Source organism: Pseudomonas sp. C321 (assembly GCF_055407105.1).
In genome coordinates this window covers 59,083-83,212 of the sequence record NZ_JBUZRB010000011.1, presented here as the reverse complement: position 1 = coordinate 83,212, position 24,130 = coordinate 59,083, and the positions used below count along the sequence as shown (strand labels likewise).

The 24,130-nt window shown below is 58.7% G+C and carries 24 protein-coding genes, 4 tRNA genes and 1 pseudogene; 8 read left to right on the top strand and 21 right to left on the bottom strand.

The genetic code is table 11. The annotated features are described in order from the left end of the window. The first annotated feature begins 368 nt into the window (after positions 1–368). From ACZRJ6_RS23885 to ACZRJ6_RS23875, 3 genes are all read left to right on the top strand, one after another. A complete protein-coding gene (locus ACZRJ6_RS23885; RefSeq protein WP_463970397.1) occupies positions 369–1,457 on the top strand; it encodes an asparaginase in 1,089 nt (362 codons plus the stop codon). 231 nt (positions 1,458–1,688) lie between these two features. Continuing rightward, positions 1,689–1,940, top strand: a complete 252-nt coding sequence (locus ACZRJ6_RS23880) for a DUF1654 domain-containing protein (protein WP_463970398.1) — start codon at positions 1,689–1,691, stop codon at positions 1,938–1,940. A 4-nt stretch (positions 1,941–1,944) separates the two neighbouring features. Then, positions 1,945–2,634, top strand: coding sequence for an endonuclease (locus tag ACZRJ6_RS23875; RefSeq protein WP_463970399.1), 690 nt, complete (start codon positions 1,945–1,947; stop codon positions 2,632–2,634). A gap of 45 nt (positions 2,635–2,679) precedes the next feature. On the opposite strand, the gene ACZRJ6_RS23870 is transcribed toward ACZRJ6_RS23875, so the two are convergent. Then, positions 2,680–3,045, bottom strand: a complete 366-nt coding sequence (locus tag ACZRJ6_RS23870) for an SPOR domain-containing protein (protein ID WP_463970454.1) — start codon at positions 3,043–3,045, stop codon at positions 2,680–2,682. A 263-nt stretch (positions 3,046–3,308) separates the two neighbouring features. On the opposite strand from ACZRJ6_RS23870, the gene csrA reads away from it, so the two are divergent. Next, positions 3,309–3,503 carry a carbon storage regulator CsrA gene (gene csrA / locus ACZRJ6_RS23865; protein ID WP_060838422.1) on the top strand — a complete coding sequence of 65 codons (195 nt, stop codon included), beginning with the start codon at positions 3,309–3,311 and terminating at the stop codon, positions 3,501–3,503. A 118-nt stretch (positions 3,504–3,621) separates the two neighbouring features. Here csrA and ACZRJ6_RS23860 read toward each other — a convergent pair whose 3' ends face one another. Continuing rightward, the gene (locus ACZRJ6_RS23860) at positions 3,622–4,080 is read right to left on the bottom strand and encodes a DUF2214 family protein (protein WP_463970400.1); all 459 of its coding nucleotides are present in this window, start codon (positions 4,078–4,080) and stop codon (positions 3,622–3,624) included. A gap of 171 nt (positions 4,081–4,251) precedes the next feature. On the opposite strand from ACZRJ6_RS23860, the gene ACZRJ6_RS23855 reads away from it, so the two are divergent. Together ACZRJ6_RS23855 and ACZRJ6_RS23850 are read left to right on the top strand one after the other, a co-directional pair. After that, entirely contained in the window at positions 4,252–4,515 is a 264-nt protein-coding gene (locus ACZRJ6_RS23855; protein WP_463970401.1) for a hypothetical protein, read from the top strand. Between the two features lie 123 nt (positions 4,516–4,638). Next, positions 4,639–4,953 (top strand): hypothetical protein, encoded by a 315-nt coding sequence (locus tag ACZRJ6_RS23850; protein WP_463970402.1) that lies wholly within the window; start codon positions 4,639–4,641, stop codon positions 4,951–4,953. Positions 4,954–4,973: 20 nt separating this feature from the next. On the opposite strand, the gene ACZRJ6_RS23845 is transcribed toward ACZRJ6_RS23850, so the two are convergent. After that, a complete protein-coding gene (locus ACZRJ6_RS23845; RefSeq protein ID WP_463970403.1) occupies positions 4,974–5,651 on the bottom strand; it encodes an HAD-IA family hydrolase in 678 nt (225 codons plus the stop codon). A gap of 358 nt (positions 5,652–6,009) precedes the next feature. Between ACZRJ6_RS23845 and ACZRJ6_RS23840 the strand changes: the two are divergent. Next, a pseudogene (locus ACZRJ6_RS23840) lies at positions 6,010–6,132 on the top strand (response regulator); the annotation flags it as partial. Between the two features lie 116 nt (positions 6,133–6,248). Here the strand turns inward: ACZRJ6_RS23840 and pcp are convergent. The 4 genes from pcp to ACZRJ6_RS23820 form a co-directional block, all read right to left on the bottom strand. After that, positions 6,249–6,896 (bottom strand): pyroglutamyl-peptidase I, encoded by a 648-nt coding sequence (gene pcp, locus ACZRJ6_RS23835; RefSeq protein ID WP_463970404.1) that lies wholly within the window; start codon positions 6,894–6,896, stop codon positions 6,249–6,251. Between the two features lie 7 nt (positions 6,897–6,903). Continuing rightward, positions 6,904–7,854, bottom strand: coding sequence for a DUF979 domain-containing protein (locus tag ACZRJ6_RS23830; RefSeq protein WP_350616438.1), 951 nt, complete (start codon positions 7,852–7,854; stop codon positions 6,904–6,906). Beyond that, positions 7,851–8,576, bottom strand: a complete 726-nt coding sequence (locus ACZRJ6_RS23825) for a 5-oxoproline transporter, DUF969 family subunit (RefSeq protein ID WP_133102945.1) — start codon at positions 8,574–8,576, stop codon at positions 7,851–7,853. Before ACZRJ6_RS23825 ends, ACZRJ6_RS23830 begins: the two co-directional genes overlap by 4 nt. A 326-nt stretch (positions 8,577–8,902) precedes the next feature. Further along, positions 8,903–8,979 (bottom strand) — tRNA-Val (locus ACZRJ6_RS23820). A gap of 184 nt (positions 8,980–9,163) precedes the next feature. On the opposite strand from ACZRJ6_RS23820, the gene ACZRJ6_RS23815 reads away from it, so the two are divergent. Further along, positions 9,164–10,447 carry an NAD(P)/FAD-dependent oxidoreductase gene (locus ACZRJ6_RS23815; protein WP_149413698.1) on the top strand — a complete coding sequence of 428 codons (1,284 nt, stop codon included), beginning with the start codon at positions 9,164–9,166 and terminating at the stop codon, positions 10,445–10,447. A gap of 172 nt (positions 10,448–10,619) precedes the next feature. On the opposite strand, the gene ACZRJ6_RS23810 is transcribed toward ACZRJ6_RS23815, so the two are convergent. From ACZRJ6_RS23810 to ACZRJ6_RS23745, 14 genes are all read right to left on the bottom strand, one after another. Then, positions 10,620–10,696 (bottom strand) — tRNA-Asp (locus ACZRJ6_RS23810). 130 nt (positions 10,697–10,826) lie between these two features. After that, positions 10,827–10,903 (bottom strand) — tRNA-Asp (locus ACZRJ6_RS23805). Between the two features lie 55 nt (positions 10,904–10,958). Next, positions 10,959–11,034: transfer RNA gene (locus tag ACZRJ6_RS23800), tRNA-Val, on the bottom strand. A 107-nt stretch (positions 11,035–11,141) separates the two neighbouring features. Beyond that, positions 11,142–11,906: an SDR family oxidoreductase gene (locus ACZRJ6_RS23795; protein WP_463970455.1), complete on the bottom strand. Its 765-nt coding sequence runs from the start codon at positions 11,904–11,906 to the stop codon at positions 11,142–11,144. Between the two features lie 11 nt (positions 11,907–11,917). Further along, on the bottom strand, positions 11,918–13,129 hold the full coding sequence (locus ACZRJ6_RS23790; RefSeq protein ID WP_463970405.1) for an O-succinylhomoserine sulfhydrylase: 1,212 nt from the start codon (positions 13,127–13,129) through the stop codon (positions 11,918–11,920). A gap of 65 nt (positions 13,130–13,194) precedes the next feature. Continuing rightward, complete coding sequence (gene purF / locus ACZRJ6_RS23785) at positions 13,195–14,700, bottom strand: amidophosphoribosyltransferase (RefSeq protein ID WP_149413700.1); 1,506 nt, start codon at positions 14,698–14,700, stop codon at positions 13,195–13,197. A gap of 41 nt (positions 14,701–14,741) precedes the next feature. Next, positions 14,742–15,299: a CvpA family protein gene (locus tag ACZRJ6_RS23780; protein ID WP_149413701.1), complete on the bottom strand. Its 558-nt coding sequence runs from the start codon at positions 15,297–15,299 to the stop codon at positions 14,742–14,744. 139 nt (positions 15,300–15,438) lie between these two features. Next, positions 15,439–16,074: an SPOR domain-containing protein gene (locus ACZRJ6_RS23775; protein ID WP_463970406.1), complete on the bottom strand. Its 636-nt coding sequence runs from the start codon at positions 16,072–16,074 to the stop codon at positions 15,439–15,441. Then, complete coding sequence (gene folC, locus ACZRJ6_RS23770; RefSeq protein WP_463970407.1) at positions 16,058–17,365, bottom strand: bifunctional tetrahydrofolate synthase/dihydrofolate synthase; 1,308 nt, start codon at positions 17,363–17,365, stop codon at positions 16,058–16,060. The genes ACZRJ6_RS23775 and folC overlap by 17 nt, the downstream gene beginning before the upstream one ends. Then, complete coding sequence (gene accD / locus ACZRJ6_RS23765) at positions 17,362–18,282, bottom strand: acetyl-CoA carboxylase, carboxyltransferase subunit beta (protein WP_463970408.1); 921 nt, start codon at positions 18,280–18,282, stop codon at positions 17,362–17,364. Before accD ends, folC begins: the two co-directional genes overlap by 4 nt. Positions 18,283–18,527: 245 nt before the next feature. Further along, positions 18,528–19,160: a phosphoribosylanthranilate isomerase gene (locus tag ACZRJ6_RS23760; RefSeq protein ID WP_149413705.1), complete on the bottom strand. Its 633-nt coding sequence runs from the start codon at positions 19,158–19,160 to the stop codon at positions 18,528–18,530. A 63-nt stretch (positions 19,161–19,223) separates the two neighbouring features. Next, the gene (truA, locus tag ACZRJ6_RS23755; protein WP_463970456.1) at positions 19,224–20,048 is read right to left on the bottom strand and encodes a tRNA pseudouridine(38-40) synthase TruA; all 825 of its coding nucleotides are present in this window, start codon (positions 20,046–20,048) and stop codon (positions 19,224–19,226) included. Between the two features lie 168 nt (positions 20,049–20,216). Continuing rightward, positions 20,217–22,796 carry a FimV/HubP family polar landmark protein gene (locus ACZRJ6_RS23750; RefSeq protein WP_463970409.1) on the bottom strand — a complete coding sequence of 860 codons (2,580 nt, stop codon included), beginning with the start codon at positions 22,794–22,796 and terminating at the stop codon, positions 20,217–20,219. Positions 22,797–22,996: 200 nt separating this feature from the next. Beyond that, positions 22,997–24,007, bottom strand: a complete 1,011-nt coding sequence (locus ACZRJ6_RS23745) for an aspartate-semialdehyde dehydrogenase (RefSeq protein WP_463970410.1) — start codon at positions 24,005–24,007, stop codon at positions 22,997–22,999. Positions 24,008–24,130 lie beyond the last annotated feature (123 nt).

The window sequence follows — 24,130 nt, the reverse complement described above, 5'->3', positions numbered from 1 at the left end:
ACACCTGCTCTGCGTCCCACCCTACAGACTATTGTTATTACCCTTTAAACATCTCTGACAGCCGATCGTTCTCTAAAACGACAGATGAGGTGAAATTTTCACTGATGGCCAAAGGGATTTTTCCATCATGCTTTCGGACAACCGAACATGAGAAGGTGCCTTTGTTCGGAAACTCGGACAACAATTGAAAAAAGCTTCTCTCAGATAAAATAAATATTGTTTAAAATCAATAAGTTAAATTCATTCCCAGAACAAAATACCACTGGTACAAATCCTGCTCTTACTCAACGCCTCGTGGCACTCAGTACAGCCCGTGGTGTTTCTAGATGAACCTGCACAAGCACTCATCAAAACTAGAGAGAAAAATAATGAAATCTGCACTCAAGCACTTTGTCCCGGGCGCTTTAGCCCTACTGCTGCTCTTCCCTGTTGCCGCCCAGGCAAAAGAAGTTGAAAGCAAGACCAAGCTCTCCAACGTGGTGATCCTTGCCACCGGCGGCACCATTGCTGGCGCTGGCGCCAGCGCGGCCAATAGTGCGACCTACCAGGCCGCCAAAGTAGGCATCGAGCAATTGATCGCCGGTGTTCCTGAGCTCAGCCAGATCGCCAATGTGCGCGGCGAGCAAGTGATGCAAATTGCTTCCGAAAGCATCACCAACGAAAACCTGCTGCAACTGGGTCGTCGCGTCGCCGAACTGGCCGACAGAAAAGACGTGGACGGCATCGTGATCACCCACGGTACCGACACGCTGGAAGAAACCGCTTACTTCCTCAACCTGGTAGAAAAAACCGACAAGCCAATCGTCGTGGTCGGCTCGATGCGTCCGGGTACTGCCATGTCGGCTGACGGCATGCTTAACCTGTACAACGCCGTCGCAGTAGCCAGCAGCAAAGATGCTCGCGGCAAAGGCGTCCTGGTGACCATGAACGACGAGATCCAGTCGGGTCGCGACGTCAGCAAAATGATCAACATCAAGACCGAAGCGTTCAAAAGTGCCTGGGGCCCTCTGGGGATGATCGTTGAAGGCAAGTCCTACTGGTTCCGCCTGCCTGCCAAGCGTCACACCATGGATTCGGAATTCGACATCAAGACCATCAAAAGCCTGCCAGACGTCGAAATCGCCTACTCATACGGCAACGTGAGCGACACCGCCTACAAGGCCCTGGCCCAGGCTGGCGCCAAAGCCATCATCCACGCGGGTACTGGCAACGGTTCGGTGTCTTCCAAGGTAGTGCCAGCCCTGCAGGCCCTGCGCAAGGATGGCGTGCAGATCATTCGCTCTTCCCACGTCAATGCCGGCGGTTTCGTTCTGCGCAACGCCGAACAGCCTGACGACAAGAATGACTGGGTTGTTGCCCATGACCTGAACCCGCAGAAAGCCCGCATCCTGGCCATGGTCGCCCTGACCAAGACCCAGGACAGCAAGGAACTGCAACGTATATTCTGGGAATATTGATCCCTCCCCGGCCCGGCCTTTAACGGCCAGGCCATCCCCCACTCGCGGCGCTTCGCGGGTGGGTCAACGCCCCCCCCGCGTCACCTCTTCTTAAAAAACCTTAAAAAACAAAGTCATCTTGCACAAAATCCGATAAATCATTGTCATAGGGGCCTTATTGAATTTTAAGCAGTTGCGAATTTCCCCACAGTTAAATACTGTATGTTCGTACAGCTTAATAAGGACTACTCCGTGGCGAAGCCTTCCCCCGCAGCACCGAAACCTCCTGATGCCTACGAACGCCTGGCGGTTCGCGTGCAGAAAATCATCAATTCGACCAACGCTCAGAAAGCCAAGGCAGCCTTGATCTTCCGTTTGCCGGATGAGCCTGTGGATGAATGGGAGCGATTGCTGGAAGAGATTGCAGAAAACGACAACGTCACTCTTGCCCATCGTGATGACGGCGGCGTGCAGATTTTCTGGGTTGTGCCGAAGGAAGATTGATTCAATGAGTGTGCGTTTCTTTACCGTGCTGTGCCTGTTTTTCGCTGTCACCGCTCATGCCCAGGCGCCCCGAACCTTCAGTGAAGCCAAGAAAATCGCCTGGAAGCTCTACGCCCCGCAATCCACGGAGTTCTACTGTGGATGCAAATACACCGGAAACCGGGTGGACCTGAAAGCCTGCGGCTACATCCCACGCAAAAACGCCAACCGCGCGGCACGGATTGAATGGGAACACATTGTTCCCGCTTGGCAGATCGGCCATCAACGCCAGTGTTGGCAGGACGGCGGACGCAAGAACTGCACCCGGTACGACGCCGTCTACAAGCGTGCCGAAGCGGATCTGCACAACCTGGTGCCGAGCATCGGCGAGGTCAACGGCGATCGCAACAACTTCAGTTTTGGCTGGCTGCCGGTGCAAAGCGGGCAATACGGTTCATGCCTGACCCAGGTGGACTTCAAGGCCAAGAAGGTCATGCCCCGACCGTCCATACGCGGCATGATCGCCCGGACGTACTTCTATATGAGCAAACAGTACGGCTTGCGCCTGTCGAAACAGGACCGTCAGTTGTACGAAGCCTGGAACAAGACCTATCCGGCACAGCCCTGGGAACGCCAGCGCAATCAAACCGTGGCGTGTGTGATGGGACGCGGCAATGAGTTCGTCGGCCCGGTGAACTTGAAAGCCTGCGACTGAATGAGAGTAGGCGAGCGGAACCTTATATGTGCGCTCGCCCTTTTCTTACTGTGCGGCCTTGTGTTCGATGACCTGCGATACAGTGTCATTTTTCTTGGCCTTGGCCAGTTTTTCCGTTAACTGTATCTGCTTCGCCTCGGCCTCGGCCTTGCTGCTGAAAGGTCCCATCAGAACCTGATCCTTACCGTCTTCCTTGACCAGATAAAAACTGAATCCATGCTCGAGCAACCACGCGGTCAGATCCGTCAACGCCTGCAGCTTATGGTCTGGCGGGCCTACCCATACGTCCCACTCCTGGGCTCCAATCGTTGACGCCTGGGGCTGGACCTCAGCGATTGCGGGCTTAGCCCTGGGGGTATCGACACTGCGACCTTCACCACAGCCGGCCAATGCCAACACCACAATTGCCATCGCTACTTTACGCACTGCCCTGCTCCTTTAAGGATCAAAGAGGCAACTTTATCATTCACTGTCTATTCTGGCCGTCATAAACGCTGGCTTAAACAATGCGAATGATGTTTCTCAGACCTGTATGATGGCGCCATGGGAATTAATGCGGCCTCTATGCGTCCTAAAAGAAGCTGCCACAGGGAAGCGCGTCACAGCAAGCTACACACAACCGACATCTGCCCTGTCTGAAACATTTGTCCTTCAAAGCAATCAAGGAGAAGTCCATGCTGATACTCACCCGCAAAGTTGGTGAAAGCATAAACATCGGTGATGACATTACGATCACCATTCTGGGCGTTAGCGGCCAGCAAGTGAGAATCGGCATCAATGCGCCCAAGAATGTTGCAGTGCATCGTGAAGAGATCTACCAACGCATCCAGGCGGGCCTGACTGCCCCGGACAAACGCGAAACACCTTGAAGCGTCTCCAGTAGCCAGCCCTTTCGTTCACTGTAACGGCTGGCGAAAGCCCCTTGGCCTGTTCGCGGTTTGCCGTGATCAACGCAGCGCTCACTCCCCCTCTGCGCACCAGGCTCCGTCAACCCAGGCTGACGCCCCGTGCCATGCCGCTTGCCGCAATGACCATCAACACAATCAATAACCCTTGAATATAACTGATGCGCGCAAACAGCCCGGCCTTGCATAGATCAAGTCGGTTGCCACGCGCCAATGCAATCCGCCATTTGATCAAACGGATCATCGGTGCGATCTCCAGCAACAGAATAAAAATGAACAAGGTCATTTTCAGGTGAAACAACGGCTGTTGAAGGTAGTACTCGGTGCCTTTCTCAAAGCCACCAAAGGCGCGCATACCGCCCGTTATGAGCAGCACCAACGCACTGATCCCCCAGAAATTATCCGCAATCAATACCTGCCGAACCGGCGATGAGTCTGTGCCTTTCAGGCTGCGCAGAGCCTTGCCACGAGCCAGTACGGCCGTAAAGGCCATGGCGAAAGCCAGCAGATGAACAGCCGCAAGAAGCCAGTGGGCCAACATGATGTGCGCTCCCCATCGTTGAAGACATTTTTGGACGGTTGCACAAGCGTTTCTCAGTATTAGCCCAACGCTGCAATCGCGCACGCTCGCCAAGGGAACTTGCGATCAATTCGGCAGCCGAATGCCGATAGAAATGTAATAAAACCTTACAGTGCACGCAGGAGCACGTTAATGAGGCGAACCAGCAAGCAGCCTTATGTCTCTAAATCCTGGATTATTGCCCTGCTTATTGGGCTGGTCTTCGTGGCTGCGGGGTACGGCGCAAGGTTCGAAATAGAAGATGCCAGCAACACGGACGCGCCTTGCTGGCCGGATCTGGCGCTGTTTCTGTGCGGTTATCTATTATTCTTCTGCCTCAAGCCGATTCAAGCCGCCATTCATCGAAAACTGCGCCGACGGGCCTTCCGTAACGCCCGTGAGAAAACCTCATCCTGACGGGGAGCAGCGCTCAACCCGCTCTAGAAATGTGGCAGCCATAGCGCCAGATAGCCATCATTTACAGTCCTTCAGCAGAATCTATGCTTGGACCTGCATGGTCTGTAAAAGGCTCTAAAGCAGATGGACACTCTCAGCAAATCCGAAATCGAGGCCGCCCTGACAGCGCGCTTACCTAGTTACAACGTTGTCTGCACGCTGCATGCCGACGGCACTCTGTCAGCAATCCTCAGCGGCCCGGATGCCGATCACTTTGCAGTGACCGGGATCGTCCGCGCTCATTACCGGGGAGCTGAAGCGATTGCCAGGCTGGCTCATGAAATCCTCAAGGAGATGGTGATTTCGCGTCAGGGCATCCGAAGCACGCGGCTGCAGACCCTGAACAATAATCAGCCTCCAGCCTGCCCTCCCGGCATCGACCAAGGCCGGACCTCGTAAAAGGGCTGGCCTTTTTCATCTCAGTGCTGCTGAGGCAGCAACCGCAGGAAACCGTCTTCGTCACGATCGGCCAGCCATTGCTCATAACCAACAATCGTTGCGTGTTCTGTCGCCATGGGAGTCAAGTGCGCGGACGTAACCACCATGACATCCGCCCCCGCCGCCTCTCCGGCCAGGATACCAACCGTAGCATCCTCAAAGACCAGGCATTGCTGGACCGGCACACCCAACCGTTGCGCCCCCAACAGGTAACAAGTCGGATCAGGCTTACCGCTGGCGACATCCTCGGCCGTCACCATGACTGCTGGCGGGACGATTCCTGCCGCTTGCAAACGGCGCAGGGCCAATGCCCTGGGTGCAGACGTCACCACTGCCCATTGATTGCCGGGCAGCGTCTTCAGAAACTCCACCGCGCCAGGGATTGCCACCACGCCCTCGATGTCCTCGATCTCGGCCTCGGCAATGCCCCGCGCCTCAGCGTCTGCATCCACTCCAGGCAAGGCCTGCCGGGTGATGGTGTCAATGGCCCGAACGCCATGAATAGTGGTCAGGAACGCCTGTACATCCAGGCCATGGCGCTTGGCCCAGGCTGCCCAGACACGCTCTGCGGCGGCGATGGAGTTGAGAATGGTCCCGTCCATATCAAACAGAAATGCACGGTACCGGCTATCAAACACGGCTGAACCTTTGGCGGACACTGCTCGGTTTCCTCTCGCTCTCGTCGCCCGGTCTTGGGCCCTGACGAACCACTTGCCTGCTGCAATCTACGGATCGACCCAGGGCTTGTAAACGGACGAGGACGTAGAAAGCACCCTCCCATTGCATTACAAACTTGTCATTGAGTTGTCAGCGTTACCAGCACCCTCACTTCATACAGTGAAGTCGTCAGTCCCCCACACCCGGTGACACAACTTCCTACTGATAATGAAAGGGTCCACACCATGAAACCAATCAGTAAACTCTGCCTGATCGCCGCCAGCCTGTTGATGCTGGGCACCGGCTCAGCCTTTGCCAGCACCTCACCAGCCTCCCCCGCAACCCCACTGATCCAGGGCTGTGATGATGCCGAAAATGGACGGTTGGGAAGTCCTGCGCCGCCTGCGCAAGGAGGCCGACACTCCGGTGCTGTTCCTCACCGCCCGCGATAACATCGCCGACCACATCAATGGCCTGGGGCTGTCCATCGTCGCGACAATCATGCAACTGCATAACGGTCGGTACAGTGTCAGCAGTGAAGACGGGGTGACATGTTTTGAGCTGTTTTCCCGGGACGGCAGGCATGAGGCCCAATGATGTCAACTAACCTGCCCTCCCGTTTCTGCTACGTCCACCTGTGTGTTCCATGCCGTCAGCGCAGTAATCTGCAATCCTTCAACCAACGTTGCCAAAGCCATCGAAGGCTGCCCTGATATCGCACGCGAGGCTTGTTCTGGCAGCAAAGGCACATGAATGAAACCACTGCGCACTGACGATCCAGCAAGTGCGTGTTGCAGGCTGTAGAACACCTGATTACACACAAAGGTGCCGGCCGTTTGCGAAACCGAAGCGGGAATCCCCCCGTCCCGCAGCGCTTTCACCATGGCCTTGATAGGCAAGGTGCTGAAGTAGGCGGCGGGACCATCGGGCACCACAGGAGTGTCGATGGGTTGGTGGCCGATATTATCCGGGATCCGTGCATCAATGAGGTTGATCGCCACCCGCTCGATGGAAATATCACTACGACCGCAAGCCAGTCCGATGGCGATGACCATCTGCGGACGATGCTCGACCAGCAGTTCACTCAACCGGATGCCAGCGGTGGCGAAGGCACACGGTAGTTGCCGGGCGATGATGCGCAGGTCGTCGCTCAGTTGCACACCATCCAGCAGGCGCACGGCTTCCCAGGAAGGGTTAACGGTGTCTTGGTCGAAGGGTTCGAAACCGGTGAGCAGCAGTGTTTGCATCATTGCCTCACATCAGCAGGTAAAGAAGAACGATATTGACCACCAGCATCATCAGCGCGGTCGGCATTTGCGCCTTGATCACCGCGTTTTTGTCGGGCAGTTCCAGCAGCGCGGCTGGCACGATATTGAAGTTCGCCGCCATTGGCGTCATCAGCGTACCGCAGTAGCCGGAGAACATGCCGATAGCAGCCATCACCGCCGGGTTGCCACCGTAGACACCCACCAGCACCGGCACACCAATCCCGCCGGTCATCACCGGAAACGCCGCGAAACCATTACCCATGATCACCGTAAACAATGCCATGCCCAGCACGTAGACCATCACCGCCACCAACTTGAAATCCAGGTTGATGTAGGTGGTGGCGACGTGGGCCACGGCGGTGCCGACCCCAGCCTCGTTGAAGAGCAGGCCGAGCATCGCCAGCATCTGCGGCAGAACCATTGCCCAGCCAAGCGCCTCAGTCAGGCGTCGGGATTCGCGCAAGGCCTGCACCGGCGTGTCACGGGTCAGCCAGCAAGCCAGTGCCAAGGCGATCAGACAGCCCACACCCAGGGAAACAAAGGTGGTGTTTTTCGGGTCAAGCAGCGGTACGCCACCGATTTCGGTGTGTTTGAGCAACACGGAGCCGATCACCGTAGTCAGTGGAATCGCCAGAGCGGGGATAAATAGTTTATGACCCAGCCGACCGGCACTGGCACGAGAGTCCTTGTCATGCAACTCGGCATGAGCGCCACGGCCTACACCGCCAAGGCCTGCGATGACCGCCATCAGCACGACACCGATGCCAATTGCAATCGAGGGTATGCGCTCCCCCACCAGAAAAGGGATGGCGAATAGCAGCCAAAACAGCGAACTGGACCAGCGTTTGGGGTGCGTTCGGTCAGCCAGAATCATCCCGGCGGTGATCAACAGCAAAACCCCGGCCAGCCAGTACAGGTATTGAATGGAGATGATCATTGTGCCGCCTCCGTCTGGGTGGCAGCCGGCGCTACGGGCGACAACTCACGGGTCAGCATTCGGTCAAAACGGTGCAGGCGTATCGCATGAATAATGAAGGCGCAAATCGCGGTGGGGATGCCCCAGACGGCGATATGCAGCGGTTCGACATCAATCCCCGAACCCAGCAGGAAGGTATGCATCAGCGCAATCGCGCCAAAAGCGACAAAGATATCTTCACCAAAAAACAGGCCCACATTGTCAGTCGCGGCACACATGGCCAAGACTTTGTGGCGAAGCTTTTCCGGGATTTTCCCGTAGCGCTTTTCAGCTGCGCCTTCAGCCATTGGCGCCAGGAGCGGACGCACCATCTGCGGATGCCCACCAAGGCTGGTCAGTCCCATGGCAGCCGTAGACTCACGGACAAACAGGTAGATAATCAGCAGGCGCCCGACGGTAGCCCGCTCAAACCGGGCGATCCAGTTCTGCGCATGCAGTCTCAAGCCATGACGCTCCAGCAAGCCGATTACCGCCAACGGCAACAACAGAATCAGTTGCAAGGCACGGGTTTGCATGAAGCCGTCGCCCATGGTGGCGAGGATTTTTTCCAGGGGGAATTGAGCAGCAAGCCCGGTGGCAATCGCCGCCGCAGTCACTACCAGCAGCGGATTGAAGCGCAACACAAAGCCGACCACGATGACGAGTACGCCGATCAGCGGCCATAGGTTCACAACTGTTTGCATGGCGTGAGTCCTTGATTGCGTGCCGCGTCGCCAGTAACGCTGGAAGGAAAAAGACGAGAACGTCAGATTCGCTTCTGGATATGGCGGACAGCCCGACTCGGATTTTTATTATTGACCTGAAAGGTCTAGCGTCAGTGGTGGGCATCTTTGCTGCTTGGCAGCGGACGTGTCCAACAAGAAAAATTGTTGCTGCAAACCAATAAAGTTTGTGGGGGATGGACACGGTGTGACAGGGGCTTTGCGTGGTTTTTACACAGCGCAGACAACAAAAAAGGGCCCACCTTTCGGTGAGCCCTTCTAGACCGCCCAGCAGAGCGGATTTTGTTTGGTAGGCGCGATTGGACTCGAACCAACGACCCCCACCATGTCAAGGTGGTGCTCTAACCAACTGAGCTACGTGCCTGCTGTGTGGCGGCATTCTACGGAATTTCCGAAGTGTGTCAACACCTTTTTTGCAGCTAAGCCTATGAATATGCGAATTTTTTAATTTCAGCTGGCACAACTGTATTTTTCCGGTGGCTGGCAGCGGATTTTCAACTCAGGTAGGATCGGCGCACTCGTAAAAAATATAAAACAGAGGTTCCAGGATGGCGAACACCCCCTATCCCCAGTCGTATTACGCCGCTTCCGCGAATGCGGTCCCTCCTCGCCCGCTCCTGCAAGGCGAAGTCGAAACCGATGTGTGCGTGATTGGCGCCGGCTACACCGGCCTTTCCAGCGCACTGTTCCTGCTGGAGAACGGCTTTCGTGTGACGGTGCTGGAAGCCGCCAAGGTGGGCTTTGGTGCGTCAGGCCGCAACGGCGGGCAGATCGTCAACAGTTACAGCCGCGACATCGATGTGATCGAGCGCAGTGTCGGCCCGAAACAGGCGCAGTTACTGGGGGAAATGGCCTTTGAAGGCGGCCGGATCATTCGCGAGCGGGTGGCCAAGTACCAAATACAATGCGACCTGAAGGACGGCGGTGTGTTCGCCGCGCTGAATAGCAAGCACATGGGCCATCTGGAATCGCAGAAGCGCCTGTGGGAGCGCTACGGCCATACCCAGCTGGAACTGCTGGACGAGCGACGCATTCGCGAGGTGGTCGCCTGTGACAACTATATAGGTGGCCTGCTGGACATGAGCGGCGGGCATATCCACCCGCTCAACCTGGCGCTGGGGGAAGCGGCGGCAGTGGAATCCCTGGGCGGCACGATCTACGAGCAATCTGCTGCGGTGCGCATTGAGCGCGGGGCTAATCCGGTCGTGCATACGGCACAGGGCAAGGTCAGGGCCAAGTTCATCATTGTCGCCGGCAATGCCTACCTGGGCAATCTGGTGCCGGAGTTGGCGGCCAAGTCGATGCCGTGCGGCACCCAAGTGATCACCACGGCGCCACTGGGTGATGAGCTGGCGAAAACCCTGCTGCCGCAGGATTACTGTGTCGAAGACTGCAACTACTTGCTGGACTACTACCGACTGACCAGCGACAAACGCCTGATCTTCGGTGGCGGCGTGGTGTATGGCGCACGGGACCCGGCAAACATTGAAGCAATCATCCGGCCGAAGATGATCAAGGCCTTCCCGCAACTCAAGGATGTGAAGATCGACTACGCCTGGACCGGTAATTTCCTGCTGACGCTATCGCGCCTGCCGCAGGTCGGTCGCCTGGGGGACAATATCTACTACTCTCAGGGCTGTAGCGGCCATGGCGTCACCTACACCCACCTGGCAGGCAAGGTACTGGCGGAGGCACTGCGGGGCCAGGCGGAGCGTTTTGATGCGTTTGCCGACCTGCCGCACTACCCGTTCCCGGGCGGGCAGTTGTTGCGCACGCCGTTTGCGGCGCTAGGGGCCTGGTATTACGGGTTGCGGGATAAACTGGGGTTCTGACTTCCACCCGACCTTCTGCAGGAGCTGCTTGCCAGCTCCTGCAGCATTCGTCCTTCCCAAATTGCAGACACAAAAAACCCCGGTCTTTCGACCAGGGTCTTTGCTATCGATCCAATCAAGCTTGCGGCTTGCCTTGGCGTCTCAGGGCGTTCAGTGGGCCCTGGAACAGATATGGCGCAGCGGACGGGACTCGAACCCGCGACCCCCGGCGTGACAGGCCGGTATTCTAACCGACTGAACTACCGCTGCGTATCGCTCAGACTTGCGTCTGTTTGAACCTTCAGGACCTGCTGAAGTGTCACCTTCAACCGCCTTTAACATCTGACTGATCAGCCTTGGCTTCTCAGTCTCAAATCCGATAAATCGAACCTGTAAAATATGGCGCAGCGGACGGGACTCGAACCCGCGACCCCCGGCGTGACAGGCCGGTATTCTAACCGACTGAACTACCGCTGCGCGTCGGTGCAACCTTTAACGTTGCGTCTTGCCCGAAGGCAAAACTCTCAAGAAGTGGTGGGTGATGACGGGATCGAACCGCCGACCCTCTGCTTGTAAGGCAGATGCTCTCCCAGCTGAGCTAATCACCCTTTGCTTCGTTGAGGCCGCGAAATTTACGCAGATAGCGGACCTAAGTCAATAGCCTGCTTGAAGTTTTTCTGAAAAAGACAAAATCACTTCAGGACCGCGACCTGCCTTACTCGCTGTAAATCATCTTCTTGGTCATGCCACCGTCTACAACGAACTCCTGCCCAGTGACAAACCCGGCATTGCGCGACAGCAACCACGCCACCATCGCTGCCACGTCCTCCACGGTGCCTACCCTGCCCGCCGGGTGCTGAGCGTGATCAGCGTCCGTCAGCGGCTCCGCACGGCGAGCAGCGGGGTCTCGAGCATCGATCCAGCCAGGGCTGACGGCATTGACCCGCACTTCCGGCCCCAGGCTGATCGCCAGGGCGTGGGTCAGGGCCAACAGACCGCCCTTGCTCGCCACATAAGCCTCGGTATCCGGCTCCGACTGGCGAGCCCGGGTCGACGTCAGGTTGACGATGGCACCACCGTGAGCCCGCAAATACGGCGCACAGTGCTTGGCCAGCAACATCGGACCGCTCAGATTTACCGCCAGCACCCGATTCCAGTAGGCCAGGTCCAGGCTTTCCAGGGTGATATTGCGCGGGTCGGTCACCGCCGCGTTGCATACCAATGCATCCAGGCGCCCAAACTGCCCGAGCACCTCGGCCACCCCAAGGACCACCTGCCGCTCATCGGCTACGTCCATGGTGATAAACCAAGCGTTATCGCCCAGCACCTTGGACACCTTGGAGCCGCGTTCGCGGTCCAGGTCCGTCAGTACCACCTGCCAGCCTTCGCTGATCAGCCACGCAGCAATCCCAAGGCCGATTCCGCGTGCCGCACCAGTGACCAGCGCGACACGACCATTACTGGCGGTTGCCGCCTCCAGGGACCACTCGGTCACAAGGCCGCCAACCCGCGAGCCAGGTCTGCCTGCAAGTCAGCCACGTCTTCCAGGCCCACCGCTACACGAATCAGGCTGTCGCGAATGCCCGCAGCTTCGCGCTCTTGTGGCGCCAGACGACCATGGGACGTGGTGCTTGGGTGGGTAATAGTGGTCTTGCTGTCCCCAAGGTTGGCGGTAATGGAGATCAGCCGAGTCGCGTCGATAAAACGCCAGGCGCCATCTTTGCCACCCTTGACCTCAAAGCTCACTACCGCACCAAACCCGCGCTGCTGGCGCTGGGCCAACTCGTGCTGGGGATGGCTCTTGAGACCGGCGTAATGGACCTTTTCGATACCGTCCTGCTGCTCCAGCCACTCGGCCAGAACCTGGGCGCTGGCACAATGGGCCTTCATCCGCAGGCTGAGGGTTTCCAGACCCTTGAGGAAAATCCAGGCATTGAACGGGCTCAGGGTCGGGCCTGCGGTACGCAAGAAGCCTACTACTTCCTTCATCTGCTCGCTTGCACCTGCAACCACGCCGCCCATGCAACGGCCCTGGCCGTCGATGAACTTGGTGGCCGAATGCACGACGATGTCCGCGCCCAGCTTCAGCGGCTGTTGCAGGGCTGGGGTGCAGAAGCAGTTGTCCACCACCAGCATTGCGCCCTTGGCGTGGGCCACTTCGGCCAGCGCAGCGATGTCCACCAGCTCAGCCAGCGGATTGGAGGGCGACTCGACGAACAGCAATTTGGTGTTGGCCTTGATGGCCGCGTCCCAGCCAGACAGATCCGCCAGCGGCACGTAGTCCACTTCAATGCCGAAGCGCTTGAAATATTTTTCGAACAGGCTGATGGTCGAACCAAATACGCTGCGCGACACCAGCACATGATCGCCGGCACTGCACAAACTCATGACCACCGCCAAAATGGCCGCCATGCCCGTTGCCGTGGCGACGGCCTGCTCGGCCCCTTCCAGCGCCGCAATACGCTCTTCGAACGCACGCACGGTTGGGTTGGTGTAGCGGGAGTAAACGTTGCCCGGCACTTCGCCGGCAAAGCGCGCCGCTGCATCGGCCGCAGTGCGGAAGACATAGCTGGAAGTGAAGAACATCGGATCACCGTGTTCGCCTTCCGGCGTGCGGTGCTGTCCAGCGCGCACAGCCAGGGTATCGAAAGCTACGCCATCGAGGTCGCTGTCCAAGCGACCGGCATCCCATTCCTGACTCATGCTCTACTCCTCAACTCGATACTTTATCAAAGATACAAAACCGGCCCCTCAGGGCCGGTGTTTACTCAGTTGTTATACAGATCGATGATCGCGCTGACCGCCTGGGTCTTGATCTTCGAGGAGTCGTTACGCGCCTGCTCGATTTTGTTCAGGTAAGCCTCGTCGACATCGCCAGTGACGTACTTGCCGTCGAACACCGCGCAATCGAACTCTTCGATCTTGATCTTGCCACCGCCGACCGCCTCGATCAGGTCCGGCAGGTCCTGGTAGATCAGCCAGTCAGCGCCGATCAGGTCTGCAACGTCCTGGGTCGAACGGTTATGGGCGATCAGTTCATGAGCACTCGGCATGTCGATGCCGTAGACGTTCGGATAACGCACGGCAGGCGCAGCGGAGCAGAAGTAGACGTTCTTCGCCCCTGCTTCACGGGCCATCTGAATGATCTGCTTGCAAGTGGTGCCACGCACGATGGAGTCATCCACCAGCATCACGTTTTTGCCGCGAAACTCCAGCTCGATAGCGTTGAGCTTCTGGCGTACCGACTTCTTGCGCGCAGCCTGGCCCGGCATGATGAAGGTGCGGCCGATGTAACGGTTCTTGACGAAACCTTCGCGGAACTTGACGCCCAGGTGGTTGGCCAGCTCCAGCGCTGCAGTACGGCTGGTGTCCGGAATCGGGATCACTACGTCAATGTCGTGTTCTGGACGCTCGCGCATGATCTTGTCGGCGAGCTTCTCACCCATGCGCAGACGCGCCTTGTACACCGAAACACCGTCGATGATCGAATCCGGACGCGCCAGGTAGACGTGCTCGAAGATGCACGGGGTGAGTTTCGGATTGAGGGCGCACTGACGGGTGTGCAGCTTGCCGTCTTCAGTGATGTACACCGCTTCGCCCGGCGCCAGGTCACGGATCAGGGTGAAGCCCAGCACGTCCAAGGACACGCTTTCGGAGGCGATCATGTACTCGACGCCTTCGTCGGTATGACGCTGGCCGAAGACGATCGGACGAATGCCGTTCGGGTCGCGGAAACCGACAATGCCGTAGCCGGTGATCATCGCCACGACGGCGTAGCCACCGACGCAACGGTTGTGCACGTCAGTCACGGCGGCGAACACGTCTTCCTCGGTTGGCTGCAGCTTGCCGCGCTGGGCCAGCTCGTGAGCGAACACGTTAAGCAGCACTTCCGAGTCGGAGTTGGTGTTGACGTGACGCAGGTCAGACTCGTAAATCTCCTTGGCCAACTGTTCAACGTTGGTCAGGTTGCCGTTGTGCGCCAGGGTGATGCCATAGGGCGAGTTGACGTAAAACGGTTGAGCTTCGGCCGAGGTCGAGCTGCCCGCAGTCGGGTAACGCACATGGCCAATGCCCATGTGCCCGACGAGGCGCTGCATGTGACGCTGATGAAACACGTCACGCACCAGACCATTGTCCTTGCGCAGGAATAACCGGCCGTCGTGGCTGGTCACAATACCGGCAGCGTCCTGGCCGCGGTGCTGGAGGACGGTTAGCGCGTCATACAGCGCCTGGTTGACGTTCGACTTACCGACGATACCGACGATGCCACACATGCGACGCAACCCCTACTTAATGAATCTTGACTGAACACAACTTATTGCGACGTTTTGGCCGGCAAGAGGTGTTCCTTGAACGGAAGATCAGCGGGCACGCTGATTCCGCTGGCCAGCCACTGACTGCTCCACCCCAATATGAGGTTCTTGGACCAATCTGCAACCAATAGAAATTTTGGCACAAGAGCTGACTCCTGCCACCACGAATCCTGCTGTACCGGGCCCAGGCTCAACAGCCCGACCGCCACGACCACCAGCAATGCGCCACGCGCGGCGCCGAAGACCATGCCGAGAAATCGATCGGTCCCGGAGAGTCCGGTGACACGTATCAATTCGCCGATAAGATAATTGACCATTGCTCCCACCAGCAGCGTGGCGATGAACATGATGGCGCAGCCCGCGATGACGCGAGCCGAAGGTGTTTCGATGTATCCGGTGAGATACACGGCCAAAGAGCCACCGAACATCCAGGCTACGACTCCTGCGATGATCCAGGTCAGCAACGACAATGCTTCTTTAACGAAGCCGCGGCTTAGACTGATCAAAGCGGAGATGGCGACGATTGCAACGATCGCCCAGTCAACCCAGGTAAATGGCACAGTACAGCCTACAGACGGATAAGGCGGCGCATTTTAGCAGAGCGCCGGGCTATCGGTAAGCTGCGATTAGCAGTGCTTTGCAAATCAATGAGTTGAGTCTGCATCATCACTGTAGGAGCAAGGGGACGCTCCTACAATTTTAGCCGCGCTCTGGCTGGAAGCGCACGACAAAGCCCTTGAGGTTCTGCTGGCGACCCAGCAGGTCACGCAAGCGGTCAGCCTCGGCTCGCTCGATCAGCGGCCCGACAAATACCCGATTTTTGCCATTGGCGGTACGTATGTAGGCGTTATAACCCTGGCTACGCAGGGTTTTCTGCAGGCTTTCGGCGCTTTCGCGATTGGCCAGGCTGGCCAGTTGCACCGACCAACTGATCGGCAGGCCATTGGGATCAATACGGTTCTGCCCGACATCAGGCTTGCCCGGCGCCGCTGGCTGCGGAGCCACAGCCTTTGGTGCCACGGGCTTGGCTGGCGCAGCCGTCGGCTTTACCGCCGGAACGCTTGGCTGGGCCGGCATCGAAGCAGCTTCCTGCTCGGCGATCTCTTCGTCGCTCGGCACCGGCTCTTGCGGCAAGGCCTGAGGTTCAGGCACCACCACCGGCTCAACCTGAACCTGAGGCATCACAGGCGCCTGAGGGGCAGCCGGAGCTTCGACGGTCACCTGGCGCTGTTCATCCTGGCGGGAAAACAGCATCGGCAGAAAAATTACTGCCAGCGCAACCAGAACCAAGGCCCCGACCATTCGCTGCTTGTACGCGCTATCCAGTAATGCCATGTGCAGCTTCCTCCGTGGAGCGCCGGGCTAACCACTCAAGCGCCTCGGCAACACAATAAAATGATCCGAACAACAGAATCTCGTCCTCGGGCACTGCAACAGCGCACTGGGCTTCCAATGCAGCAGTCACGCTTGCATAGGACGTCACCGATGCACCAAGGTTCTGCAACGCCACCTGCACATCGGCGGCGGGACGGCTGCGAGGCGTATCCAGCGGCGCAACTGCCCATGACTGTACGTTATTCAACAAAGGCGCAACGACACCGCCCAGGTCTTTGTCGGACAACAGCCCGAACACCGCCAGACGACGGCCCACCGGCGGCTTGCGTGACAGACGCCGGGCCAGGTATTCAGCGGCATGGGGGTTATGCCCCACGTCCAGCAACAGATTCAGACGCTTGCCGCCCCACTCGAATGCACGGCGATCCAGACGACCGACCACCTGTGTACCCTGCAAGGTATCGGCAATCTGCACGGTATCCCACGGCAAATCCAGCAACAGATAGGCCTGGAGGGCGAGCGCGGCGTTCTCCATCGGCAAGTTCAGCAGCGGCAAATTGCGCAACTCGACCACTTGCCCGCGAACATCGAGCCCACGCCACGACCAATGCTCATCGCCAACCTCAAGGGTGAAATCACGCCCCCGCAGGAAGAACGGGCAATCCAGCTCGCCAACCTTGTCCAGCAAGGTATGCGGTGGGTCCAGGTCGCCACACAGCGCAGGCTTGCCCTGACGGAAGATCCCGGCCTTTTCATAGGCCACCGACTCACGGGTGTCACCGAGGTAGTCGACGTGATCGACGCCAATGCTGGTCACCAACGCAAGGTCGGCATCCACCACATTGACCGTGTCCAGGCGCCCGCCGAGGCCGACTTCGAGCACGACCACATCCAGCCGGGCACGCTCAAACAGCCAGAGCGCTGCCAGGGTACCCATTTCGAAATAAGTCAGGGAAATTTCGCCGCGCCCCGCATCGAGCGCAGCAAAGGCTTCGCACAACTGCTCATCAGTAGCTTCGACACCATTGAGCTGTACGCGCTCGTTGTAACGCAGCAGGTGCGGCGAGCTGTAGACGCCGACCTTTAAGCCCTGGGCCTGCAGCAAGGCGGCAACAAAGGCGCAGGTAGAACCCTTGCCGTTGGTGCCAGTGACCGTGATCACCCGAGGAGCCGGACGCCCCAACCCAAGGCGGGCCGCTACCTGTTGCGAGCGTTCCAGGCCCATGTCGATGGCTGATGGATGCAACTGCTCAAGGTAGGCGAGCCATTCGCCCAGGGTACGTTGGATCATATGTTTGCAGGCACCGGCGGAACCACGATCAGCTCGACAGCGGGCGCAATGTACACAGGCGTCGGCAGGCCCATCATTTGCGCCAGCAGGTTGCCCAGGCGTGGACGCAACTCGGAGCGGGCGATGATCATGTCGATCGCGCCATGCTCCAGGAGGAATTCGCTGCGCTGGAAACCTTCTGGCAGTTTTTCGCGAACGGTTTGCTCGATCACGCGCGGGCCGGCAAAGCCGATCAGGGCCTTGGGTTCGCCGACAATCACGTCACCCAGCATGGCCAGGCTGGCGGAAACGCCGCCGTAGACCGGATCGGTCAGCACCGAGATGAACGGAATACCTTCTTCACGCAGACGCGCCAGCACCGCAGAGGTCTTGGCCATTTGCATCAGCGAGATCAACGCTTCCTGCATCCGCGCACCACCGGAGGCGGCAAAACAGATCATCGGGCAACGGTTTTCCAGGGCGTAGTTGGCGGCACGTACGAAACGCTCACCAACGATGGCCCCCATGGAGCCGCCCATAAAGGAGAACTCAAATGCGGAAACCACCACGGGCATGCCCAGCAGCTTGCCACTAATGGAAATCAGCGCGTCCTTCTCACCGGTCTGCTTCTGAGCGGCGGTCAGGCGGTCCTTGTACTTCTTGCCGTCGCGGAACTTGAGGCGGTCCACCGGCTCCAGATCAGCGCCCAGTTCGGCGCGGCCATCGGCATCAAGGAAAATGTCGATGCGGGCGCGGGCGCCAATACGCATGTGGTGGTTGCACTTGGGGCAAACGTCCAGGGTCTTTTCCAGCTCCGGACGGTACAGCACCGCGTCGCAGGACGGGCACTTGTGCCAAAGACCTTCAGGGACCGAGCTTTTTTTCACCTCGGAACGCATGATCGAGGGGATCAGTTTGTCTACTAACCAGTTGCTCATGCTTTCTTTCTCCAGTACCGGTGGCTTGAACACAGCCCCGCGTATGCCCTTGAGCTAAATTCATTATGTGGCGATGGCACATCCAGGACGGGGTCAAGCGTTCGACCAGCCATTTCCTGCCTGTGCCCTCAGCCTTCCAGACAACCCGCCAGCGCGTGGTTGCCACTTCATTGGGCGCCGCCCAAAAGGCAGCGCCGGCCTGTTTTACACAGTGGTAGTTACTGACGGCGGCAGACTGCCAGCCGTCACATCGAGCCACTGCTGCTGCGTACTGCCTGCATGAATGCGCGAATCTTGGCGTGATCCTTGATGCCCTTGCCCTGCTCTACCCCACCGCTGACGTCGACGGCGTAAGGCCGGACCTGAGCAATAGCCTGGGCGACATTGCCTGCGCACAGGCCGCCGGCGAGGATTATCGGCTTGCTTAAACCCTCAGGTATCAATGACCAATCAAACGCCTCACCTGTACCACCCGGTACACCTTCGACATACGTATCGAGGAGAATCCCGCTGGCCCCGGTAAATGCTGCGCAACTGGCCGCAATATCGTCGCCTGCCTTGACCCGCAGCGCCTTGATGTAAGGGCGGTGATACCCATCGCAGTCGGCCGGGGTCTCGTCGCCGTGGAACTGCAACAGGTCCAGCGGCACGGCATCGAGGGTTTCATTGAGCTCGCAGCGGCTGGCATTGACGAACAACCCCACGGTGGTCACAAACGGCGGCAATGCGGCGATGATCGCCCGCGCCTGCTGCGCACTCACCGCCCGTGGGCTTTTGGCATAAAACACAAAGCCGATGGCATCGGCCCCCGCCTCGACTGCCGCCAATGCGTCCTCTATGCGAGTAATCCCGCAAATCTTGCTGCGAACGGCTGACATGTCGTTGGAACCTCAGGGCTTATCCGAGAAAGTTCCGGATGGTAACAAATGCTTTTCCGGGCGTCAGCCGTCAAGTTCAGTGAAACCGGTAAGGAAGTGTGGCCCGATGAAACGTTGCGGCAGCTCAAACTCGCTCCGGTACTCGACATCCACCAGGTACAGGCCGAACGGATGAGCCGTCACCCCACCCGTGCGGCGAACCCGGCCTTCCAATACTTCCCTGGCCCATTCCACCGGGCGCTCACCAGTACCGATGGTCATCAACACACCGGCGATATTGCGCACCATGTGATGCAGAAAGGCTCCAGCGCGGATATCCAGGACGATCATCTTGCCGTGGCGGGTTACCCGCAGGTGATGGACTTCCTTGATAGGCGACTTGGCCTGGCACTGGCCGGCACGAAACGCGCTGAAATCATGGACGCCAACCAGATGCTGGGCCGCTTGCGCCATGCGCTCTGCATCCAGAGGTCGATGGTTCCAGGTGACTTCTTCGTTCAGGTGTGCCGGGCGAATCTGGTCGTTGTAGATCACATAGCGGTAACGGCGGGCGATGGCCTTGAACCGCGCGTGAAAATCGGCTGGCATCACCTTGGCCCAACTGACACTGATGTCATGGGGCAAATTGATATTGGCGCCCATGACCCAGGCCTTCATCGAGCGCTCGGCCTGGGTGTCGAAATGCACCACCTGCCCGCAGGCATGCACACCAGAGTCGGTCCGCCCGGCGCACATCAGCGAAACCGGTGAGTCGGCGACTTTTGACAGTGCCTTTTCAAGGGTCTCCTGCACGGTCTTCACCCCAGAAGCCTGGCGCTGCCAGCCGCAATAGCGCGAGCCTTTGTATTCCACGCCCAAAGCGATTCTGAAAAAGCCTGAGGCCGCCATTTCGGCGGCCGCGTTATCTATATTTGCCAAGAACTGAGAGCCTGATGAGTTGCGCAAAGGCGCCCATTATAAGGCTGCGAGGGCCGGGCGCCATGTATCTCGTGTTTTTAGTTGGAGGCAGAAATCAAAACGGCAGCCCGAAGGCTGCCGCTTTGTTCAACTCACCGATCAAGCCAGCCGGCTGAGCATTTCCTTGGCCTCACTCTTCTGGCCGTCACTCCCTTCGCTGAGTACCTCTCCAAGAATGTCCCTCGCACCATCGGCGTCGCCCATATCGATGTAAGCCTGGGCCAGGTCCAGCTTGGTGGCGACTTCGTCAGTGCCGGAAAGGAAGTCGAATTCCGGCTCATCACCGCCCAGCGCCGCATCTTCGGCCGTGAACGTCGGCTCGATCGGCGGATTCTCAAGGCTCTGGGACAGACGATCCAGCTCGGCGTTGACGTCGTCCAGCTCCGAGGAAAACTCGTCCGGCTTGGCGCCCGCTGGAGCATCCGGCTCATCGGCCAGGGACAGGTCGAAGTCTTCCGGCAGGTCCAGGTCGTCCAACGCGGCCGGCGTCAGGGTCGGCGGTTCAACGGCAGGCAGGTCCTTCATTTGATCTTCAAGGCCTGACAGGAAGTCGTCATCGTCCTGAGTCGAGGACGGAGGATCAAGCTGCAAATCCAGGTCGAAATCCGACAGGTCATCCTGACTGGCCTTGGCTTCAGTCTGTTGCTGCAAGACCGATTCAAAACTCAGGTCATCAACTTGGGGGGCAACAACGGCCGGAGAGGCGGCTTCAAGATCGTCCAGGCTCAGGTCGAAATCCGTGTCGAACGCATCCGTTTCAGTAACGGCGGGCGGCGCAGGTTCGTCCTTGAGCAGGTCCTTGACGTACTGGGCATCCATCGCGGCGGCCGCGACGGCGGCACTGACGCCGACAGCCAGTACAGCCATGGCCGGGAAGCGGCTTTTCAACTGTTCGACCTGAGCGTGGTTTTCGCCATTGGCGACCAACTGCCGCTCCTGGGTCACAAACCCATCCTTGTCGCCCTGCTGGCCGTAGACTTCCATCAGCTTGAGGCGCAGATCGCTACGCGCGGGCTCCTGCTTGATGGCGTCCTCCAGCACTTCACCAGCCTGGTTCAGATGACCACGATCCAAGTGGGACTGGGCCTGCGCCAAGGCGTCGCTCGCACGCTCAGCAGCCACTGGCGCAATCACAGGCACAATCACCGGAACAATGACGGGCGCGGGCTTCGGTGCTGGTGCTGGTGCTGGTGCTGGTGCTGGTGCTGGTGCTGGTGCTGGTGCGAGCTTGACGTTCGCCGGCGGGACCTCAAGACCTTCGAAGCTGTCAGACGGCAGATCTTGATCAATATTCGACGAAAACTCCGGCTCCTCTGCCAGTGCCCGAGCCATGCGCAGGTGTTTTTCTTCTTCCAGCCGCGCATTGCGATGACGGGCCCACAGCAGCAGAAGCAACAACACCAGCAAACCTGCCGCACCACCGATCACACCCAGGACGATCGGGTTGGTCAGTAGGTCATTAAACTTGCCTTCGGGAGTGGCTGGCGTTTCGGGCTTGATCGGCTCCTCGGCAGGCGCTGCGGCGGGAGCAGCCACAGGAGCAGTCACAGGGTGTTCCGCGGCTGCGGGCGTCGCGGCCAGTTCGGCCGGCATCGCGGCAGGCGGCACCGCCGTACCACCTTCGGCCTGCAACTTCGCCAGTTGATTGTTCTTGAGTTCGATCAACCGCTGCAGCTTGTCCAACTGACTTTGCAGGTCAGTCATGCGGCTTTTCAGTTCTTCGTTTTCGCGACGGGACGAATCCAGGCTCTCCTGGGTCACCGCCAGCTTGTTGCTCAAGGCCTTGCTGTCACCCGCTGCGCCTTTCGAGCCAGCCTTGGCGGCTTCGGCCGAAACCAGGCTCAAGTTGTCCTTGGCTGCGGTCTGCGAAGGCGCATTGCCAGCCTGGGTGCGCCGGGTAGCGTCCAACTGTTGCCGCCCTGCAACCTGGTTGTTCGCACCACGCCGGCCCTGGCGCCAGGCAGCATTCTGCACGGTCACTTCAGCTATCGCCTGAGGCTGCGGCAAGCTGGTGCTTTGCACCGGGTCAGGCAGGCGCAGGACCTTGCCGGTCTTCATGCGGTTGATATTACCGTCGACAAAGGCGTCGGGATTCAGTGCCTGGATGGCCAGCATGGTTTGCTGGACGGACCCGCCATTACGGGCCTTGGCAGCAATTTCCCAGAGCGTATCCCGGGAAGTGGTGGTGTATTCGGAGGGTTTACTGATGGCCGCCGCCGGGATAGCAGGCGCATCGAGCCGTGGCGCAGGTACATTGGCCGCCGGGGTCGACTGATCGAACTTGGCCGGGTCCAGCAACACGCTGTAATCGCGCATCAGCCGGCCGTTAGGCCACTGCACTTGCAACAGGAAGCGCACATAGGAATCAGGCAACGGCTTGCTGGAGGTGATGCGTACCACGCTGCGACCGGCGGGATTGAGCACCGGAGTGAAGGTCAGGTCGTCAAGAAAGGCCTGACGGTCGACACCCGCGTCAACAAAGGCCTGGGAAGATGCCAGGCTAGGAACGATATCAGAGGCTGCCAGACCACCCACATCAAGCAGTTCAATTTCTACTGACAGCGGCTGGTTCAGCTGCGACTTGAGTGTCATCTCCCCAAGTTGCAGCGCATGCGCCATACCGGAGGACAGCGCCGAGGCGGCCGCTATTGCTAACACCAGTTTGCGAACTTGAACCATAGCCTCATCCTTTGTTTGAACGCTCCTCGCCCGGCGAGAAGGTTTGGTACCGCTGCCACAAGGCATGGCGAGTCGATGGGTCACCGACGCGCAATTTTTCCTGCGTGGGCCTGCAGCCTTCGACAGCGGCTCACTTCCTGCAATCAGGCCAAGCATAGCGCCTAGTTAGAATCAATCTACAAATTGCTGCCAAGTATCTTTTACACAAGGTCTTTTATCAACAACTGCGCCAATTGCACGGCGTTGAGTGCGGCGCCTTTGCGTACGTTATCTGACGCCAGCCAGAGATTTAGTTCCGCAGGATCATCTACACCCGCGCGCACCCGACCTACGTAGACAACATCCTGGCCGACCGCATCACCAACGGCGGTAGGGTAATCGCCCGCCTCCACCAGCTCGACGCCGGGTGCTGCATCCAATGCAAGGTTGATGGCGCCAAGGTCAACCGCTGCACCCAATTGCAGCGACACACTCAGGCTATCGCCAAAAAACACCGGGGCTTGAACGCAGGTTACGGAAATCTTTAGTAAGGGCATTTCCAGAACAGCGCGCAACTCGTGCACCAGGCGCTTCTCCAGGGAGGTATGGCCTTGTGTATCAGGGGTGCCGACTTGGGCCAACAGGTTGAAGGCAATCTGCCGGTCGAAGAATTTTGGCTCCAGAGGACGCACGTTCAGCAGCTCGGCGGTTTGCCGGGCCAGTTCGCTGACGGCCTCACGGCCCTGGGAGGAAACCGCCAGGTTAGCGGTGACGCTGATGCGCTGGATGTCCAGCAAACCGCGCAGCGGCGCCAGTACGACGGCCAGGGCGGTGGCAGATGCGCTAGGGCTGCCCAGTTGCACAGGCTTTTTCAGCGAGTCCAACACATGAGCATTGGCTTCTGGCACCACTTGAGGCGCCTGATCGGCAGGCAAGGCGCCAGACAAGTCGATTACCGCACAACCCGCCGCCGTGGCCCGTGGGGCGAAGCTCAAGGTAACGGCTGGGCCTGCGGCGAAGAACACCAACTTGACCTTGCTGAAATCAAACTCATCCACTTCCCGAACCCGCACGTTCTTGCCGCGAAACGGCACCGAATGCCCAGCCGATTCACTGCTGGCCAACAGGTGCAGGGCCCCCACCGGAAAATCCTGCTCTTCGAGAATCTGCACCAGCGTTTCGCCAACCGTGCCTGTGGCTCCGATCACGGCGATATCAAAGGTCTGGGTCATGGAGGCTGCCTCGGGCATTACGGGGGGAGCGGCACTTTACCGGCTGGGTGGGAGCGAGGCAATTGGCCTGGGCTGTGTGATGAGGCTCGAAACAACAATAAAAAACCCGCGCCTGTTACCAGA

Coding starts and splice junctions, on each gene's coding strand:
- ACZRJ6_RS23855 (WP_463970401.1), top strand. CDS start 4,252: ATGAGGCGAACCAGCAAGCAGCCTTATGTCTCTAAATCCTGGATTATT.
- folC (WP_463970407.1), bottom strand. CDS start 17,365: ATGATCCAACGTACCCTGGGCGAATGGCTCGCCTACCTTGAGCAGTTG.
- ACZRJ6_RS23745 (WP_463970410.1), bottom strand. CDS start 24,007: ATGACCCAGACCTTTGATATCGCCGTGATCGGAGCCACAGGCACGGTT.
- ACZRJ6_RS23830 (WP_350616438.1), bottom strand. CDS start 7,854: ATGATCATCTCCATTCAATACCTGTACTGGCTGGCCGGGGTTTTGCTG.
- ACZRJ6_RS23825 (WP_133102945.1), bottom strand. CDS start 8,576: ATGCAAACAGTTGTGAACCTATGGCCGCTGATCGGCGTACTCGTCATC.
- pcp (WP_463970404.1), bottom strand. CDS start 6,896: ATGCAAACACTGCTGCTCACCGGTTTCGAACCCTTCGACCAAGACACC.
- truA (WP_463970456.1), bottom strand. CDS start 20,048: ATGGCGGCCTCAGGCTTTTTCAGAATCGCTTTGGGCGTGGAATACAAA.
- purF (WP_149413700.1), bottom strand. CDS start 14,700: ATGTGTGGCATCGTCGGTATCGTCGGTAAGTCGAACGTCAACCAGGCG.
- ACZRJ6_RS23790 (WP_463970405.1), bottom strand. CDS start 13,129: ATGAGTCAGGAATGGGATGCCGGTCGCTTGGACAGCGACCTCGATGGC.
- csrA (WP_060838422.1), top strand. CDS start 3,309: ATGCTGATACTCACCCGCAAAGTTGGTGAAAGCATAAACATCGGTGAT.
- ACZRJ6_RS23750 (WP_463970409.1), bottom strand. CDS start 22,796: ATGGTTCAAGTTCGCAAACTGGTGTTAGCAATAGCGGCCGCCTCGGCG.
- ACZRJ6_RS23775 (WP_463970406.1), bottom strand. CDS start 16,074: ATGGCATTACTGGATAGCGCGTACAAGCAGCGAATGGTCGGGGCCTTG.
- ACZRJ6_RS23815 (WP_149413698.1), top strand. CDS start 9,164: ATGGCGAACACCCCCTATCCCCAGTCGTATTACGCCGCTTCCGCGAAT.
- ACZRJ6_RS23860 (WP_463970400.1), bottom strand. CDS start 4,080: ATGTTGGCCCACTGGCTTCTTGCGGCTGTTCATCTGCTGGCTTTCGCC.
- ACZRJ6_RS23875 (WP_463970399.1), top strand. CDS start 1,945: ATGAGTGTGCGTTTCTTTACCGTGCTGTGCCTGTTTTTCGCTGTCACC.
- ACZRJ6_RS23760 (WP_149413705.1), bottom strand. CDS start 19,160: ATGTCAGCCGTTCGCAGCAAGATTTGCGGGATTACTCGCATAGAGGAC.
- ACZRJ6_RS23850 (WP_463970402.1), top strand. CDS start 4,639: ATGGACACTCTCAGCAAATCCGAAATCGAGGCCGCCCTGACAGCGCGC.
- accD (WP_463970408.1), bottom strand. CDS start 18,282: ATGAGCAACTGGTTAGTAGACAAACTGATCCCCTCGATCATGCGTTCC.
- ACZRJ6_RS23870 (WP_463970454.1), bottom strand. CDS start 3,045: ATGGCAATTGTGGTGTTGGCATTGGCCGGCTGTGGTGAAGGTCGCAGT.
- ACZRJ6_RS23885 (WP_463970397.1), top strand. CDS start 369: ATGAAATCTGCACTCAAGCACTTTGTCCCGGGCGCTTTAGCCCTACTG.